This is a genomic window from Alteromonas oceanisediminis (assembly GCF_018474025.1).
Taxonomy (GTDB): domain Bacteria; phylum Pseudomonadota; class Gammaproteobacteria; order Enterobacterales; family Alteromonadaceae; genus Alteromonas_E; species Alteromonas_E oceanisediminis.
Window position 1 is genome coordinate 1 of record NZ_JAHCTA010000015.1, and the last position, 15,958, is coordinate 15,958.

19 protein-coding genes are annotated in these 15,958 nt (G+C 45.2%); 16 read left to right on the forward strand and 3 right to left on the reverse strand.

Annotated features, from left to right (window positions below; genetic code table 11):
• The first annotated feature begins 104 nt into the window (after positions 1–104).
• The gene (locus KIU71_RS17465; RefSeq protein ID WP_214132600.1) at positions 105–1,052 is read left to right on the forward strand and encodes a ribose-phosphate pyrophosphokinase; all 948 of its coding nucleotides are present in this window, start codon (positions 105–107) and stop codon (positions 1,050–1,052) included.
• 30 nt (positions 1,053–1,082) lie between these two features.
• On the opposite strand, the gene KIU71_RS17470 is transcribed toward KIU71_RS17465, so the two are convergent.
• Positions 1,083–1,847: a DUF3307 domain-containing protein gene (locus KIU71_RS17470; protein WP_214132601.1), complete on the reverse strand. Its 765-nt coding sequence runs from the start codon at positions 1,845–1,847 to the stop codon at positions 1,083–1,085.
• The gene (locus KIU71_RS17475) at positions 1,840–2,493 is read right to left on the reverse strand and encodes an ArsR family transcriptional regulator (RefSeq protein WP_250207624.1); all 654 of its coding nucleotides are present in this window, start codon (positions 2,491–2,493) and stop codon (positions 1,840–1,842) included. Before KIU71_RS17475 ends, KIU71_RS17470 begins: the two co-directional genes overlap by 8 nt.
• A 223-nt stretch (positions 2,494–2,716) precedes the next feature.
• Here KIU71_RS17475 and KIU71_RS17480 point away from each other — a divergent pair, with 223 nt between their 5' ends.
• Positions 2,717–3,184, forward strand: a complete 468-nt coding sequence (locus tag KIU71_RS17480) for a hypothetical protein (RefSeq protein ID WP_214132602.1) — start codon at positions 2,717–2,719, stop codon at positions 3,182–3,184.
• Positions 3,185–3,217: 33 nt separating this feature from the next.
• Here KIU71_RS17480 and KIU71_RS17485 read toward each other — a convergent pair whose 3' ends face one another.
• Positions 3,218–4,642 carry an amidohydrolase family protein gene (locus KIU71_RS17485; RefSeq protein ID WP_214132603.1) on the reverse strand — a complete coding sequence of 475 codons (1,425 nt, stop codon included), beginning with the start codon at positions 4,640–4,642 and terminating at the stop codon, positions 3,218–3,220.
• 332 nt (positions 4,643–4,974) lie between these two features.
• On the opposite strand from KIU71_RS17485, the gene KIU71_RS17490 reads away from it, so the two are divergent.
• The 14 genes from KIU71_RS17490 (at position 4,975) to KIU71_RS17555 (ending at position 15,747) form a co-directional block, all read left to right on the forward strand.
• A complete protein-coding gene (locus KIU71_RS17490; RefSeq protein ID WP_214132604.1) occupies positions 4,975–5,631 on the forward strand; it encodes a 50S ribosomal protein L25/general stress protein Ctc in 657 nt (218 codons plus the stop codon).
• Between the two features lie 5 nt (positions 5,632–5,636).
• A complete protein-coding gene (pth, locus tag KIU71_RS17495) occupies positions 5,637–6,221 on the forward strand; it encodes an aminoacyl-tRNA hydrolase (RefSeq protein WP_214132605.1) in 585 nt (194 codons plus the stop codon).
• 34 nt (positions 6,222–6,255) lie between these two features.
• Positions 6,256–7,347, forward strand: coding sequence for a redox-regulated ATPase YchF (gene ychF, locus KIU71_RS17500; RefSeq protein ID WP_214132606.1), 1,092 nt, complete (start codon positions 6,256–6,258; stop codon positions 7,345–7,347).
• 232 nt (positions 7,348–7,579) lie between these two features.
• The gene (locus KIU71_RS17505; RefSeq protein WP_214132607.1) at positions 7,580–8,332 is read left to right on the forward strand and encodes a hypothetical protein; all 753 of its coding nucleotides are present in this window, start codon (positions 7,580–7,582) and stop codon (positions 8,330–8,332) included.
• 378 nt (positions 8,333–8,710) lie between these two features.
• Entirely contained in the window at positions 8,711–9,073 is a 363-nt protein-coding gene (locus KIU71_RS17510; protein ID WP_214132608.1) for a hypothetical protein, read from the forward strand.
• A gap of 127 nt (positions 9,074–9,200) precedes the next feature.
• Positions 9,201–9,632, forward strand: coding sequence for a hypothetical protein (locus KIU71_RS17515; protein WP_214132609.1), 432 nt, complete (start codon positions 9,201–9,203; stop codon positions 9,630–9,632).
• A gap of 107 nt (positions 9,633–9,739) precedes the next feature.
• The gene (locus KIU71_RS17520) at positions 9,740–10,078 is read left to right on the forward strand and encodes a hypothetical protein (protein WP_214132610.1); all 339 of its coding nucleotides are present in this window, start codon (positions 9,740–9,742) and stop codon (positions 10,076–10,078) included.
• A gap of 115 nt (positions 10,079–10,193) precedes the next feature.
• Positions 10,194–10,562, forward strand: a complete 369-nt coding sequence (locus KIU71_RS17525) for a hypothetical protein (RefSeq protein WP_214132611.1) — start codon at positions 10,194–10,196, stop codon at positions 10,560–10,562.
• Positions 10,563–12,541: 1,979 nt separating this feature from the next.
• Positions 12,542–12,823, forward strand: coding sequence for a hypothetical protein (locus KIU71_RS17530; RefSeq protein ID WP_214132612.1), 282 nt, complete (start codon positions 12,542–12,544; stop codon positions 12,821–12,823).
• 228 nt (positions 12,824–13,051) lie between these two features.
• Entirely contained in the window at positions 13,052–13,420 is a 369-nt protein-coding gene (locus tag KIU71_RS17535; RefSeq protein ID WP_214132613.1) for a hypothetical protein, read from the forward strand.
• Positions 13,421–13,546: 126 nt separating this feature from the next.
• Positions 13,547–13,780: a hypothetical protein gene (locus tag KIU71_RS17540; protein ID WP_214132614.1), complete on the forward strand. Its 234-nt coding sequence runs from the start codon at positions 13,547–13,549 to the stop codon at positions 13,778–13,780.
• 147 nt (positions 13,781–13,927) lie between these two features.
• A complete protein-coding gene (locus KIU71_RS18175; RefSeq protein WP_214132615.1) occupies positions 13,928–14,257 on the forward strand; it encodes a DUF805 domain-containing protein in 330 nt (109 codons plus the stop codon).
• A 120-nt stretch (positions 14,258–14,377) separates the two neighbouring features.
• A complete protein-coding gene (locus KIU71_RS17550) occupies positions 14,378–14,833 on the forward strand; it encodes a hypothetical protein (protein ID WP_214132616.1) in 456 nt (151 codons plus the stop codon).
• A 500-nt stretch (positions 14,834–15,333) separates the two neighbouring features.
• Positions 15,334–15,747, forward strand: coding sequence for a hypothetical protein (locus tag KIU71_RS17555; protein WP_214132617.1), 414 nt, complete (start codon positions 15,334–15,336; stop codon positions 15,745–15,747).
• The last annotated feature ends 211 nt before the right edge of the window (positions 15,748–15,958 follow it).

Below are 15,958 nucleotides of genomic sequence, written 5' to 3' on the forward strand. Positions count from 1 at the left end.
GGGTATAGCCAAGTTGGTAAGGCAGCGGGTTTTGATCCCGCGATTCGTTGGTTCGAGTCCAGCTACCCCAGCCACTCATTGATCACTGCACTGAGGAAGAACACGTGCCAGATATGAAGCTTTTTACCGGTAACGCCGTACCGGAGCTCGCTCAGAAAGTCGCTGATAGACTCTACACCAAACTAGGAAATGCCAGCGTTGGCCGTTTCAGCGATGGTGAAATCAGCGTCGAAATCCACGAAAACGTCCGTGGTTCTGACGTGTTCATCATTCAATCTACCTGTGCACCCACAAACGACAACCTCATGGAATTGATCGTGATGATTGACGCGCTACGCCGCGCATCCGCTGGCCGGATCACGGCAGTGATACCCTACTTTGGGTATGCGCGTCAGGATCGCCGCGTACGCTCTGCGCGCGTGCCTATCACCGCCAAGGTGGTTGCCGATTTCCTATCTAACGTGGGTGTCGATCGCGTATTAACCATCGACTTACACGCCGAGCAAATTCAAGGGTTTTTCGATGTTCCGGTAGACAACGCCTTTGGCACACCTATATTGCTGGACGACATGTTTCGCCGTGACTTTCATCAACCCGTGGTTGTCTCACCTGACATTGGCGGCGTAGTGCGAGCCCGCGCAACAGCGAAACTGTTGAATGACACTGACCTTGCGATCATCGATAAACGTCGCCCGAAAGCCAACGTTGCGCAAGTCATGAATATTATCGGTGACGTTAAAGATCGCGACTGTATTATCGTCGACGATATGATTGACACCGGTGGTACGCTAGCGAAGGCGGCGGAAGCATTGAAAGCGCACGGTGCGCGCAACGTGTATGCCTACGCAACCCATGCCATTTTCTCAGGCAACGCCTGCGAAAATTTGCGTAACTCAGTGATTGACGAAATCATCGTGACTGACAGTATTCCGCTGAGCAAAGAGATGCAAGGGTTGGATAAAGTGAAGCAGTTGACGTTATCGCAGATGCTTGCTGAAACCATTCGCAGGATCAGTAACGAAGAGTCCATTTCGGCCATGTTTGAGTATTAATGATAAACCGGTAGCCTGTGGTTACCGGTTTTATTTTGAGCTCAGGCCAGCCGCCAACGAAATTAAGATCCCCACCACCGTTGTCATCACCACTGATAATAGCGATCCGATCAACACGTACTCGGTCATACTGCGATCGTTAGATTTGTTTAAATCACCAAACCGAAAAATAGACTTTGCCGCTAACACAAAACCAACCGCAGCGTAGTTGCCAACGAGGGTGAATGTCAGGATCAACGTGCGCTCTAAGTAACCAATCAATTCACCGCCCGCAACCAAACCACCTGTTTTTGGCTCCTGCTCAGCATCGACATTCGCGATTGGATAGTTTTTCAAAATGCTGCCAATCACGATAGAACTCGGTTTTAAGATGACGAGATAGGCAAAAAGGATGGCAATTCCCTTGGGCAGGTTTTCATGCGCTAACACCGTATTGAGGCTGATGCCTCCCGTAAGGTAAACCGCCGCCAGTACCAGAACTACGATATGCAGCGCTTGATCGAGTACAAAATAGGTTAACGTATCGCCGTTAGACGTAGTGACCTTCCACAGATCAATCAAATAATGACTCACCGCAACAACAACGACCAGATAAGCGGTTAAATGCCAATCGATGCCCAGTACTACGGCGGGCAGTAGCATAGCAACGCCATGCAGTAGTGAATGACTGTATAGTTCAGGTGAACGGTAGGTGTTGGCTTTTTTAGCCTCTATCCATCGGTTAGGTTGAAGATAAAAATCACACACAACATGGGTTAGCAGAAAGGGGATCAGATACACCAAAAAATCAGACATGGTAGTGCTCCTTGACGTGGGTGATAAACCGGCTATTTAGGGCATCGATTAGCGGCCAGCCTGATGCCTTTAACGACTTGCTCACCGTGGCAACAGCGACACCAAGGTGTTTAGCTAAGTCACTGATCGATAAGTCCTGCGCCGTTTGTAGCATAGGCAACATGACTTCGCATTGACGAGGGGTCAATTCAGTCAATTGCCTATCGAGGTACTTGATGAGTAGGTCAAACTGCTCTGCCAGTTCGCTATGGTCAGCCGTGAATATCAGCCGGTCATTTTTCAGCGCTTTTAGCCCACGCCCCGACAGCACGAATGCACCGCCCATTGACTCCGACACCGTTGCTCGTACGTCAGCACTCGCGCTTGTGGCGACACTGATCCGACTCTCAAACTCTTTTCCTAAAGCTTTAATAGCAACGCGGTAAATAATGGTATATCGCAATGCGTTTTGGTAGTCATGTACGACGCTTTGAAACTCATCGCCACGTTCTATGCTGTGCGCATTGGCGGAGTTTCCTTCGCTTATCCAGGCCTGAATGTCTTTAATACGCTTCAAGAGCCGCTCATATTGCGCAGCGGTGAGGTCGCTTGAGTTCACGATATCACCACTTATCACCGCTATACCCTTGTTATGGGACGACTTCACACGACACTCCTTGCAAAACATCATGTTTTTAAATTAGCTTATTTTGGCTAATAACGCAAATTTAGCCATAAAAAGCTAAATGAAGATTTTTAGTCACTAACGGCTAAACAACCGCAATTAGCCTTAAGTGGCTAATTGCAATAACAATAACTTGATTGCACTATTTCCATTAACGTGGTCTACAATAGCGGGAACAAATTCACTTGAAAATTTGGGAGTCAACATGGCATATACTTTCTCACACCGCTATTTGACATTATCTGGCGTGGCAATGATTGTTTCATTGCTAGCGCTATCCGGCTGTCAGGAGGATGCTTCGACCGCAGGCGATAACACACTGAAAGAAGCCAATCAGAATAACGTCGAAAAGGCACAATCAAACGAACAGACTTCTCAATTTAAAGAGGCGCCCGTGCAGGATAAAAACGCCGTCATTAAAGTGACTGGCACCATCGAATACAAAACCTTTGAAGGTGGTTTCTACGCTTTTATCGCCGACGATGGGCGGCATTTCACCCCCATGAATTTACCCAAAGAATACCTGCAACATGGCGCAAAAATGACGCTTACCGGCAAACCACAACCCGACATGATGACCACCACTCAGTTTGGCACTGTGCTGGATGTCATCTCAGTGAGCGAAACTGATTTTTCAGGCGCATCACGCTCTGGGCTACCGACCGACACCTGACATGGCGCTCAATGCTGACCCAATTAACCTGAATTACGTGGCTGGCAAAGCCGCTTCAATCACATGGCCATTGTATTTGTACAGTGTGCCATTTTTCATCACTAACTTGACATCCTGAAGTAAGTTGATATATCGCAATACATCCCCCTTAACCGCAATGATGTCGGCCACTTTACCGGCTGAAACAGTGCCATATTTGTCATCAACATTCATAAAAACCGAGGGCCAATAGGTTGCCGCTCGAATCGCATCCATGGCTGGAATGTTCAGCTCATCGACCCACACCGCGAGTTCATTCCAAGTACTTTGACAATGAAATTTTGTCGGAATACCACTGTCGGTGCCAGTCAGAAAAACCACGCCCGCATCGCGCAGCTGTTCAATCTTACGCCGCAGCGTCGGCTTTCTCAGGGGCGTCAGTTGCATATAGGCCAGTTGACCGGGCTTCTGTAGTGACTGTTGAATATCGGCTATCGTGTCAGGCTGCAACCCACGATGCCAGCAGGTATTATCCAGCTTCTCTGGGTTCTCAACGGTTCTCTCATAGTTCCACAACCCCTCAACCGTAGGAGTCCAGAACAATGGCCCTCCTGCGACTCGCCCCGTTGCAGTGCGTTCCTTAAGTGCTTGGATGACATCTGCGGGGTATTCAGGCGCCGTGGTCAGCCCAGTATGTTCGAAGTTATCTATTCCAATTTCCAGACCGAGTCGTATTTCATTCGGGCGATGACTGTGCCCAATGACTTTCAACCCTCGCTTGTGCGCCTGATCCACCACGGCTTGCGCCTCTTCTCGCGTCATCGCGTCTTGATCGACCAGTTTGATAAAGTCAACGCCGGCATCAGCGAGTCTATCCACTTTTTGCTTAGCGTCGCTGACACTGTCGACACCCCACCGAAATTTTTCAGTGCCCGGATAAGGCTTTTTCTGGATAAAAGGGCCTGAAATATACAAGTTTGGCCCCGCAAGACTGCCCTCTTGAATCCGCTGTTTAACAGACAACGATGCATCCAGCGGTGCGCCTAAATCTCTCACACTGGTGACACCGGCGAGTAATAACTGAATCGCAGACGCTGGCATGATTTCAGACGCCAACCGGTCTGCGTAGTGTGTATCCCAATGCGTATAATCAGCGTGCCCATTCAACATAAGATGCGCGTGATTCTCCCACAACCCTGGCAACACATCGTGACCTTCGGTACTAATGATCGTGTAGTCTTGCGGCACCGGCAAACTATCAACCTGCCCCACCGCCTGAATGATACCGTTGTGAATCAGTACAACACTATCAGACAGCGGTTGATGACCAAACCCGTCAATCAGGCGACCGCCGACTAAAGCCACTTTGTCGGCATCGTGAATTAACGCATCAGTCTGTGTCGCAGTTTGTGCAATTGCAGAAGGCGCCAGCAGACTATGCAACACTAACAGCGCACCTAAGCGAACAAGTAAGCTCATTTTGGGTTCCTTGTAGACAGGGAGTAACAACCAAACTCTACGCTGAGTCGATTTTTCCACCAACACAGTTTAGACCAAGTACGGCATACTGCGTCGACTAACGTGGATCTTTTATAGGCCTCTGAAAGTTTCGCAATTTGTAATTGTGAAGTATTCGAGTGAGTGGTAGAATTCGCCGCCCTGTTTTTACGGGTGTTTTATTTTGATTGTTGATTTGGGTTGTTAGCTCGACCAAGTCGATTGGCTTTCAAACAACAATGCAAAGTAGAAAATTCGAGTGAAATTTGGTCGCAAGATTTCACAACCTCTCATTTTAATTTGGAGACATGTTAATGTCTGAAGCAATTTTTACCTTGGATGCGCAAGTCCGCACCGATTTAGGGAAAGGTGCGAGCCGCCGCCTACGTCACGCTGACAAAGTGCCTGCAATCCTATACGGCGGCAACGAAGAGCCGTTAGCCATTACACTTGATCACAACAAACTTAACCAAGCGCAAGATTTTGAAGCGTTTTACTCGCACATTCTGACTATCAATGTTGATGGTAAGAAAGTTCAAGCGTTGGTTAAAGACATGCAACGTCACCCGTTCAAGCCTAAAGTGACTCACGTTGATTTTCAGCGCGTTATTGCTGGTGAAAAACTGCATACTAATGTACCCATTCACTTTATCAATGAAGCCAAATCCGAAGCGATTAAAGGCGGCGGTATTGCTGAGCACCATGTGAATGAAATTGAAGTCACGTGTTTGCCAAAAGATCTGCCTGAATTCATTGAAGTCGATATGGCTAACGTTGAAATGGATCAAACCTTACACTTGTCAGACATCAAACTACCTAAAGGTGTTGAGTCTGTTGAGCTAGGTAAAGACGATGAAACCCACGACCTTGCTGTGGTAACCATCAAGAAAGCGCCAAAAGTCACTGTTGACGACGAAGAGTCTACAGGTACTGAAGAAGCTGCTGACGATAAAGACGCTACAGAGGAATAATCCTCTTGGCGGACATTCGTCTCATTGTGGGTCTGGGAAATCCAGGCCCTGAATACCAAAACACCCGCCACAACGCGGGTGCTTGGTTTATAGAGCGGCTTGCTTCGCGCTTTAATCAAACACTCAGTGTTGAATCAAAATTCTTTGGCTCAACGGCTCGCATTCAGATCGGCTCGCACGATATTCGTCTGTTATACCCATCCACATTTATGAACAAAAGTGGCCAATCCGTTGCTGCGCTGGCTAATTTTTATCGCATTCCGGTTGAGTCTATGCTGGTTGCGTTTGACGAACTCGATTTGCCTCCCGGCGTCGCCAAGTTCAAGCTAGGCGGCAGTTCTAGTCAAAACGGCGTTCGCGACATAGTGGCGAGCATGGGAAACAACAAAGACTTTTTGCGTTTGCGGATTGGTATCGGTCATCCCGGCCATAAATCGAAAGTCACCGGCTATGTTCTGGGTAAACCCAGTGCTGATGACGCCGCGCTTATCGACGGTGCTATTGATGAGTCTATGCGCAGTACAGAAACACTGATCAAGCAAGACCTGCTTGCGGCACAACAACAACTTCACTCATATACAGCCACCTGATGACCACGTGGTTTAACGATTTATAGGAACTTTCATGGGTTTTAAATGTGGCATCGTCGGACTGCCTAATGTCGGCAAATCAACCTTGTTCAATGCACTTACCAAAGCGGGTATCGAAGCTGCCAATTTCCCATTTTGTACAATCGAGCCGAACACTGGTGTGGTTCCAGTACCGGATGAACGATTAGATAAACTCGCGAAAATCGTTAACCCTCAGCGCGTGATCCCTACCACCATGGAGTTTGTTGACATTGCTGGTCTGGTGGAAGGTGCATCAAAAGGCGAAGGGCTCGGTAATAAATTCCTTGCCAACATTCGCGAAACCGATGCAATTGGTCATGTGGTGCGCTGTTTCGACGACGACAACATCGTTCATGTTGCGGGCAAAGTAAGCCCTCAGGATGATATCGATGTTATCAACACCGAGCTTGCGCTGGCTGACTTAGAAACAACAGAAAAAGCACTCCTTCGTGTGGGTAAGCGCGCCAAAGGCGGTGACAGTGAAGCCAAGTTTGAACTCAAAGTACTCGAAAAAATTAAACCATACCTTGATGATGGCGTGCTGCTAAGAAGCATCGACCTTAGCAAAGAAGAGCTAGCTGCGATCAGCTACATGAATATGCTGACGTTGAAGCCCACTATGTACATCGCCAACGTGAACGAGGATGGTTTTGAAAATAATCCCTATCTGGACAAAGTGAAAGCCATTGCGGAAAAAGAAGATGCCGTTGTGGTTGCGGTCTGTGCCGCAATTGAGTCTGAAATTGCTGAGCTGGACGATGATGAAAAAGCCGACTTTCTGAATGAAATGGGCCTTGAAGAACCAGGCCTAAACCGCGTTATTCGCGGAGGTTACAGCTTGCTCACATTACAGACTTATTTCACCGCTGGTGTAAAAGAGGTGCGCGCGTGGACATTCCCAGAAGGCTCTACTGCGCCACAAGCTGCGGGTAAGATCCACACCGACTTTGAAAAAGGCTTTATCCGAGCGGAAATTATCGGCTTCGATAACTATGTGCAATACAACGGTGAGCAAGGTGCTAAAGACGCCGGTAAATGGCGTTTGGAAGGCAAAGACTACATTGTGAAAGATGGCGATGTGATCCACTTCCGCTTTAACGTTTAGCGAAACTGCTTACTCATTTTAAAGCTGCCTTGAACGCCTGAATTCGGTATTGCATCGAACTCAGGCTTTTTAATTTTCAACGTATTCAAAACGTGCCGGGCTGTTACGTAGGCTTGTCAGCCTCATTTCCCTCCACTATGCTAATGCCTGATCTTCTACACTGTTCAATGGGTTACGTTGCTATTGAACGCTATTACCAACGCCTAAATTTTGTTTCAAAAAAGGAATCGCTATGAAAAAACTCTTGGTTGTACTGTTGATCTTGGTTGCGCTTATCGCTGGCGGGCTCTGGTATATTGCCAACAATGCCGGAGGCTTCATTAAAGAGCAGGTCGAAACGCAAGGCACTGCGTATTTAGGCACTAGCGTGTCACTGGCCAACGTCGATTTAAACATCGGTGAAGGTCGACTGACGCTAAATGATTTGGATGTCGAAAATCCACAAGGCTTTTCAAATGAAGATGCGTTCAGCTTGGAATCTGTCACCTTGGATTTAGGTGATATCAGCGGTGAACCGTATCGCGTTCAGTCGTTTTCAATTGCGGCACCAGAAATGTTGTATGAACTGAATGCAACCGGTACAGGTAATTTAATGGTGCTGAAAGACAATTTGATGAAAAAATTGCCAAAAAGCAGTACACCACCTAAAGACTCCTCTGCCAGTAGCCCATTGGTGATTATTGATAATGTACAGGTCAGTAAAGTACGGCTTAAACTTGATTTTGAAAATCTCGACACCGCAGGGTTTGAACTGCCGGTTGATCAGCGGGTATACGAAGTGGAACTGCCTACGTTTTCGATAGGTGGCATCGGGCAGCCTGATGGCCTCCCTGCTGATCAAGTAGGGGCAGTAATTGCCAACAAGCTGCTTGATAAAGTGATAGATGAAGCAAAGGCAGAGGCGAAACGACGTGCCGCCGATGCAGCCAAAGAAAAGCTACAGGACAAAGCGAAAGAAAAGCTGGGCGAGCTATTTGGGGGTTAAAGCGCCTAAATAAGAGTTTGAGCAAACGGGGGTTGTGAAAGGTCTTCCTACCCCGTTTGAGCAAATAAACCTAACAGGCAACCCTGTGCCCTAATCTGTCGTTCCAGCCATCGAGTTGGAATGACAACCCTCCTCTCTCCCGCCTCAAACACTGTATATAAAAACAGTTTTGGCGCTATTGGCCACTTCAAAATATGCAGCACTTTTTTGGGGTGTTTAACTACCCCAGAGTGAATTATTTTACCCAGTGCATGAGGTTTTGAGAGGCCTGAGAAAAATGCCAGCCAAAGAAAGTCATGGACTTATACCCCACTTCGTCGTAGTTTTTTACCCCAGATTGAAAACTAATAAATTGTTATACATCCTAGGGAAGGTGTTGTGCTAATTCGAGCGATTAATAGTCAAAGAAAGTTAAAACCTTACTTTTACTCGCAGTCTGCGAAAGTTGGCGGCGTTGGTTGCTTAGTTGGTTTTTCAGCAGCTTACCCATTGTTTTTTGTCATTGCCTCAAGTTTTGGGATCGAGTCAGATATACAAATCCGTAGCTATGATGGTGGTACCGTATTTGCGGTATTCACATTATGCTTTTTAATTCTTTGTTTGTCGTTGTATGCCTTTTGCGCTTTATTTGCCTTGATTTTCTATGGCATTAAGTTCAAAAAAGGACATATCGATAAGCAAGAACTTATTAATATCGTATTCAAAGGTATTTATCCAAAACGCTGGCAGCGTGGGCTTTAGTTCGGATGTATAACAAACCAATCAAACTCACTCGCTCCGCTCGCTGGGACAGTTACTCACCGGCGCTCCCGCGATTTTCGCCGGCAAGCAACTGCCCCTTATTGGGGCGTTATATTGCAGGTTAAACATGGAAAGTGAATTAGTAGTTTCAACAATTTGGGAAGAAGACTCCTTATTGGAACTTAGAGTCAAAGGTTCGAGTGAGTATTTTGCTGGAATGGTCGAATGTTACTCAAACAGGAAAGCAATTCTCGAACTTGGTTTAGTATTGGAAAAATTCCCAAAATCAGTGTCCGATAAGTTTAGTTTCTCTACTGGTGAAGGTGATTACTCACATTTCAATCTTTCGGGGTTTTGCACAGACGGTTCAGGTCACACAGTAGTGACAGTAAAAATTGCTCACATCGAGCACTACAATCACACTCGTAAGCAACACGACGAAGTACTCTTTGATTTAAAAATGGAGCCAATGGCAATCAATAATTTTGGTAAAGCATTGTTAAAAGTAGCTTCAGAACCAGTTGGTAAAACAGAGGCAGTTTTAAGAAATGCAATATAACAAACCAGTCAAGCTCGTTCGCTCCGCTCTCTGGGACACATACTCACCGGCGCTTCCGCGATTATCGCCGGTAAGTATGTGCCCCTTACTGGGGCGTTAGGCATTCTGTGAACAAGGAAGAAATTTTAAGACTATTAAAGGGTGTTTTCATTGGCGGTCTTAGTGCGGTAGGTGCACTATTTGCTGGAATTTATTCTTTTGCACTTCTTGGTCAGGAGAGTGTGCAGTATTTGAATTTAATCATTTCTTTGGTGGCATTTATTTTCTTCTGTTTTTTATCTTTGTCGGCAACAGGGTTTTGGGGGCGTTGGGGTATGGTTTTGTTCTTTACTGTATCTCCAGTTATTTTAATTATTGATTATGAAATTAACCCTTTCTTTCCAATTGGAGTTATTCTTTTTGCATTGCTTTGTTATGCACTTAGGTCTAATCAAAAAAATGCCTAACAAACCAATCAGCATCGTTCGCTGCGCTCTCTGGGACAAGTACTCACCGGCGCCTTCGGCATTTTCGCCGGTAACTACTTGCCCGCTATTGGGGCGTTAGAACCACGAGGTAAGAATGGATTCAGAATTTTTGGTGGGTGAAAAAGTATTTCAGGTCAAGTTCTCAAAACTAGGATTTGAGAGATACTACTACGATGGGAAGCTTCTTATGAGAAGGTGGAGTTTCAAATTTATCGATACAGTATCTTTTAACGTTGATGGGCATGCTGTAGACATAAAAGTGAACCTCTACCCAAAAACTTTCTCTACTCAAGCCTTTGTGGACGGCGCGCTGATAGTTGAAGAACTTTTACCTGACATGAAAGAACAGGTCGAGAAAGGTCAACAACAACTTAAAAAGAATAAGTCTAAGAATATACAGTTAGCATTTATTTGGGTTACATTCATGGCTCTGTTTTTGGTGTATTTTCAATGGAAGGGGTAAGTGGTTCTAACAAACCAATCAAGCTCACTCCCTCTGGTCGCTGGGACAGTTACTCACCGGCGCTCCCGCGATTTTCGCCGGTAAGCAACTGCCCCTTATTGGGGCGTTAGAAACCATTCGCAGTTAGCAATAAAATAATCAACATCACCTGCTTCTCAATTTCATTTTTTCAAGCCAACTACGGTTGTGCATTTAACATTTGGCTGCGCACTCAACGTGCACCTATTCCGCGTTTCTTCGTTGCATTTACCTTTAAGGCCGTCGCCGCGTACACAAAGCCATTTTTGAATTGCATAGTGCTGCAACTGTGGCGAGCGCGACATCAAGCGCCAAATCAACTAGCCCTACCCTCAGTAAAGCTTCATGGCTTGTTTTATCAACTGCCAAGTCGTATGCTAATTCCAAGGTATTTAATCAGGGACGTGCAGCTACCGCTATGTTCATTTCTAACAAACCAATCAGCATCGTTCGCTGCGCTCTCTGGGACAAGTACTCACCGGCGCCTTCGGCATTCTCGCCGGTAACTACTTGCCCGCTATTGGGGTGTTAGAAACCATTCGCAGTTAGCAATAAAATAATCAACATCACCTGCTTCTCAATTTCATTTTTACAAGCCAACTAAGGTTGTGCATTTAACATTTGGCTGCGCACACAACGTGCACCTATTCCGCGTTTCTTCGTTGCAATTATCTTTAAGGCCGTCGCCGCGTACACAAAGCCATTTTTGAATTGCATAGTGCTGCAACTGTGGCGAGCGCGACATCAAGCGCCAAATCAACTAGCCCTACCCTCAGTAAAGCTTCATGGCTTGTTTTATCAACTGCCAAGTCGTATGCTAATTCCAAGGTATTTAATCAGGGACGTGCAGCTACCGCTATGTTCATTTCTAACAAACCAATCAGCATCGTTCGCTGCGCTCTCTGGGACAAGTACTCACCGGCGCCTTCGGCATTCTCGCCGGTAACTACTTGCCCGCTATTGGGGCGTTAGAAACCATTCGCAGTTAGCAATAAAAAAATCAACATCACCTGCTTCTCAATTTCATTTTTTCAAACCAACTACGGTTGCGCATTTAACATTTGGCTGCGCACACAACGTGCACCTATTCCGCGTTTCTTCGTTGCACTTTCCTTTAAGGCCGTCGCACCGTACACAAAGCCATTTTTGAATTGTATAGTGCTGCAACTGTGGCGAGCGAGACATCAAGCACTAAATCAATTAGCCCTACCCTCACTGATGCTTCATGGCTTGTTTTATCAATGGCCAAGTCGTATGCTAATTCCAAGGTATTTAATCAGGGACGTGCCGCTACCGCTATGTTCATTTCTAACAAACCAGTCAAGCTCGTTCGCTCCGCTCTCTGGGACAGTTACTCGCCGGCGCAACTCCGTTTGGCACCGCCAAGCAACTGCCCCTTACTGGGGCGTTAGGTTTCTCTTACAAAGGATGTAAAAAGTATGGTACACAATAGGTACACAAGTTTCGCAATAATTGCCTTGATAGTTTCGAGTGTTCTTGGCGCTTTGTTACTTGGCAGCATATATGAAATCCTTTCACAAAAAGCTGATATTGGACTAATTGGTTGGTTCTTCGCTTTCTTGGTTCCTCTTGGAATAATAATTAACCTTTTCGTGGCCTACAAAATCCACAAAGGCAGCTTAAGGTTTATCAAATTTGCATTTTGGATGTATGTGCTACAAATGATTGGATTTGAGACACCTAACTTAGGGTTTTCAATAACGTTAGGCTTTAGTTTTAATATTACGTGGTCAGTATATGATGTAAGCATCATTTTCAATTTGTTTGCAATTTTTATGGCAGTAATCCTTTATAAAGCAATGCGAAATGGCAACGAATCCTAACAAAACAATAAAGCTCACTCGCTTCGCTCGTTGGGACAGTTGCTCACCGGCGCTCCCGCGATTTTCGCCGGTAAGCAACTGCCCCTTATTGGGGCGTTAATGCGCAGGAGGCGCGATATGCATATTTGGTTAATTTTAATTTCTTTATCAAGTTTATCTGGGTTACTCGTAGCTCGGTATATTCAACATAAAATATCAATTTTGTTGGCGGGCGCCATACCATGGCTAGGTCTACTCAGTGCTATTTTATATTCAGAGTATTTTATGCCTTATCAAGGTGGCGGTGCTTCAATGTGGCCTGTTGCTCAACTCTTCGGAGGCACGGTAGCAGCAGTCGTAGGGGTCATCACATTTAAAATTTGTCGCAAATTCATCGGTAGTAAGAAAAATGCGCACTAACAAACCAATCAGCATCGTTCGCTGCGCTCTCTGGGACAAGTACTCACCGGCGCCTTCGGCATTCTCGCCGGTAACTACTTGCCCGCTATTGGGGCGTTATGTACCACAAGGATGTTTTTAAATTGAAAATTTCGGCTCTTGTTGTATTTCTGGGGTTAATGCCGCTCACAGCCTCCGCTGATACTCAGCCACAACTATATTTGTTAGACGGTAAGTGGCGGTGTACGCATGCTTTCAATCTCACAGAGAAAATCCACTTCAAAGCATCATTTACCAGCCTTTATTCACTGGAAGAAAGAACAACTTTTTTATTCCGGCACAATTACAACATTCGACCTGCAAGAGCCCAATATCAAGTCTGTATTAAAAGTGGATACAGAATCCAAATTTTTTATTGAAAATGGTCAAATTACATATCAGCCTTTTACGGTTGAAGCAGAGGCATTAGAAAATGGGTTGGGTGAATTAACACAAGATTTCGTCGCTGGATTTAAAAATCACAAAGTCGAAACTATGGCGAAAATAGTTGTTTTAAACGAAACTGAACTTAACCTTAGCTACGATAGCGGAACTAATGCAAAGTGTTTGAGAGAGTGATACATAACAAACCAATCAAGCTCGTTCGCTCCGCTCACTGGGACACATACTCACCAGCGCTTCCGCGATTATCGCCGGTAAGCATGTGCCCCTTATTGGGGCGTTATACGTCATGGAGGATTTTAAATGAATTTTAATGCAACGCTCTTCGGTCAATTTGCATTCGTATTGTGTATCGTCTGCGCTATCGTCGGGTACGTTCTTGGTAAACGCAAAACTGAAAGTCCTGCATTAATGGCTGTTTTAGGCTTTATCTTTGGACTAATTCCACCACTTGGGCCTATTTTCATTCTTGTTTTGGCCCTTAAAAAAGACTTGCCCAAAACCAAAGAAAATGAGGCTGTAACGAGTGACGTATAACAAACAAATCAAGCTCGCTCCCTTCGGTCACTGGGACACATACTCACCGGCGCTTCCGCGATTATCGCCGGTAAGCATGTGCCCCTTATTGGGGCGTTATACACCGAAAGAAAATTCACAAGGTAACTCAACAAAACGAGAATAAAAATGGATTTAATCACTGCACTATTTAGCTTTAAAGGAAGAATGCGACGTTCAGATTTTAATAAGCTTTGGCTACCTCTTACCATTACACCATTAATTATTTCTTACTTCAGTGAAGACGTTGCGATCGTTATAATATTTTTTTCTTTATGGCCGCTCTTTGCTCTAACGACAAAGAGGTACCACGATTTTGGCAGTTCGGGCATTCTTGGATTATTTCAGCTACTCCCTTTGTTCGGGTGGTTAATAGTGTTTGTGGGCTGTAGCCTTACAATTGGTGACTACAAAGACAATAAGTATGGTACTTCACCGTATTGCGGTAATGATGTATAACAAACCAATCAAGCACACTCGCTTCGCTCGCTGGGACAGTTACTCGCCCGCGCTTTCGCTATTTTCGCGGGCAAGCAACTGCCCCTTATTGGGGCGTTATACACTTTAAGGGAATGTGATATGAAATGGACATTTTGGTTTTTTCTTCTTTTTTTATTTTTGCTGATAAATGAGTATCTTGCGAAATTTATGCTTGCTGTTTTGGTCGGTGATTTAGGTTTTTCAGACGCGTATACAAAAACATTCCAATATGCATCTCTAGACAGCTATCTGATGTCTGCCCGCTATAGGGCGCTACCATATATAGCTCTAGCCGCTTTTGCCTTAAAATCAAATTCCACTAACAGCAAGGTTGGCCGAATAGTAATTTGGTGCATCGCTTTATTTATTACGGCGTTTCATTTTTACGGCTATTGGGGTATGCAGCATTCCTTATTTACTGAGGAGCATACATCTTCAACATCTGGATTAGCTGTAATTTGGTTTCCAATTTGGGCTTTGTTGTTTAGCGGCATTGCTTACACTCTAATCTTCGCAGTACAAAAAGCATATAGGATGTTTCAGAAACGTGTATAACAAACCAATCAAGCTCACTCGCTGCGCTCGCTGGGACAGTTACTCGCCCGCGCTCCCGCTATTTTCGCGGCCAAGCAACTGCCCCTTATTGGGGCGTTATACGCTCAGTTGTTTTTACATCTCAATTGACCGCGCATAGTTTTATCATTAGGCAATTCGTAAATGTTTAGAACGCTATTCCCTATATTTGCTTTGGTTGCACTCTTCGCTTTAATAAAGTCACAAGCGCCAGGCATAGCAAAAGTAATCCCTGACTGGCTTGGTGGAATTTTGATTCTGGTAGTAATCATTGTTTCTCTCATTCGTATGGTAAGGTTTCTGTCTAAACACCAAAATGAAGAATAAGAAAGTGGCTCAATACGCGTATAACAAACAAATTATGGCGTGTGCTCAACCGCACACTGGGACGCAAAAACGTGGGCTCGCGCTCTGCGCGATTATAGCCCACGCCTTTGCGCCCCATATTTAAAAGTTATACGCTATGAGCATCAAGGGTAGAAATGCAGCTTAAAAAACCTAAGTATCTTCTTGTTACTCAAAAGTTAGGGCTTAAGTTACCACTAGTTTGGTGTGCTTCAGCGCTTTTAATCGGCGTGGTTACTCAAGAAATAGCAGCTGCAATCTTCATTTCATTCTCATCTTTTTTCTCAACTTGGCTTATTTGTAAACTTTCAGGATTTTTCTTCAGCTTGCAAGAACACAGCGGCATTCTAAAAAACCATATTTACGATAACGTTTTAAAAGCAATTTGGTTTATAGCCCTGTTTTGCCTCGTAGTGAATTTCTTTAAATCTCTACTCTTAAAAACAGGAAGTGAAGCATTCTTGGGCTGTGTATTTTCAATCGTTTATTTTGCCTTTATGCTTTCTGCATCAAACCGCTGGGGTATGCACTTCGTTGAAAAACGCGTATAACAAAAAAATTAAGTCACTCACTTCGTTCGCTGGGACGCATACACGCAGGGCGGCTTCGCCATTATGCCCTACGCGCCTGCGCCCCTTATTTAAAAGTTATGTTTCAAGAGGATTATTTTAATGCATCACTCCGCCCCGCCTAAGGCTGGGGCAGCTATTCTGGAAGCTGTTGAGAATCAGCTGGCAGCAAATGACCCGCCGAAAGTCAAAG

Bases quoted from the DNA above. Each gene is read 5' to 3' on its own strand.
- KIU71_RS17470 (WP_214132601.1), bottom strand. From the start codon at position 1,847: ATGTCTGATTTTTTGGTGTATCTGATCCCCTTTCTGCTAACCCATGTT.
- KIU71_RS17480 (WP_214132602.1), top strand. From the start codon at position 2,717: ATGGCATATACTTTCTCACACCGCTATTTGACATTATCTGGCGTGGCA.
- KIU71_RS17485 (WP_214132603.1), bottom strand. From the start codon at position 4,642: ATGAGCTTACTTGTTCGCTTAGGTGCGCTGTTAGTGTTGCATAGTCTG.
- KIU71_RS17490 (WP_214132604.1), top strand. From the start codon at position 4,975: ATGTCTGAAGCAATTTTTACCTTGGATGCGCAAGTCCGCACCGATTTA.
- ychF (WP_214132606.1), top strand. From the start codon at position 6,256: ATGGGTTTTAAATGTGGCATCGTCGGACTGCCTAATGTCGGCAAATCA.
- KIU71_RS17505 (WP_214132607.1), top strand. From the start codon at position 7,580: ATGAAAAAACTCTTGGTTGTACTGTTGATCTTGGTTGCGCTTATCGCT.
- KIU71_RS17515 (WP_214132609.1), top strand. From the start codon at position 9,201: ATGGAAAGTGAATTAGTAGTTTCAACAATTTGGGAAGAAGACTCCTTA.
- KIU71_RS17525 (WP_214132611.1), top strand. From the start codon at position 10,194: ATGGATTCAGAATTTTTGGTGGGTGAAAAAGTATTTCAGGTCAAGTTC.
- KIU71_RS17530 (WP_214132612.1), top strand. From the start codon at position 12,542: ATGCATATTTGGTTAATTTTAATTTCTTTATCAAGTTTATCTGGGTTA.
- KIU71_RS17535 (WP_214132613.1), top strand. From the start codon at position 13,052: ATGCTTTCAATCTCACAGAGAAAATCCACTTCAAAGCATCATTTACCA.
- KIU71_RS17540 (WP_214132614.1), top strand. From the start codon at position 13,547: ATGAATTTTAATGCAACGCTCTTCGGTCAATTTGCATTCGTATTGTGT.
- KIU71_RS18175 (WP_214132615.1), top strand. From the start codon at position 13,928: ATGGATTTAATCACTGCACTATTTAGCTTTAAAGGAAGAATGCGACGT.
- KIU71_RS17550 (WP_214132616.1), top strand. From the start codon at position 14,378: ATGAAATGGACATTTTGGTTTTTTCTTCTTTTTTTATTTTTGCTGATA.
- KIU71_RS17555 (WP_214132617.1), top strand. From the start codon at position 15,334: ATGCAGCTTAAAAAACCTAAGTATCTTCTTGTTACTCAAAAGTTAGGG.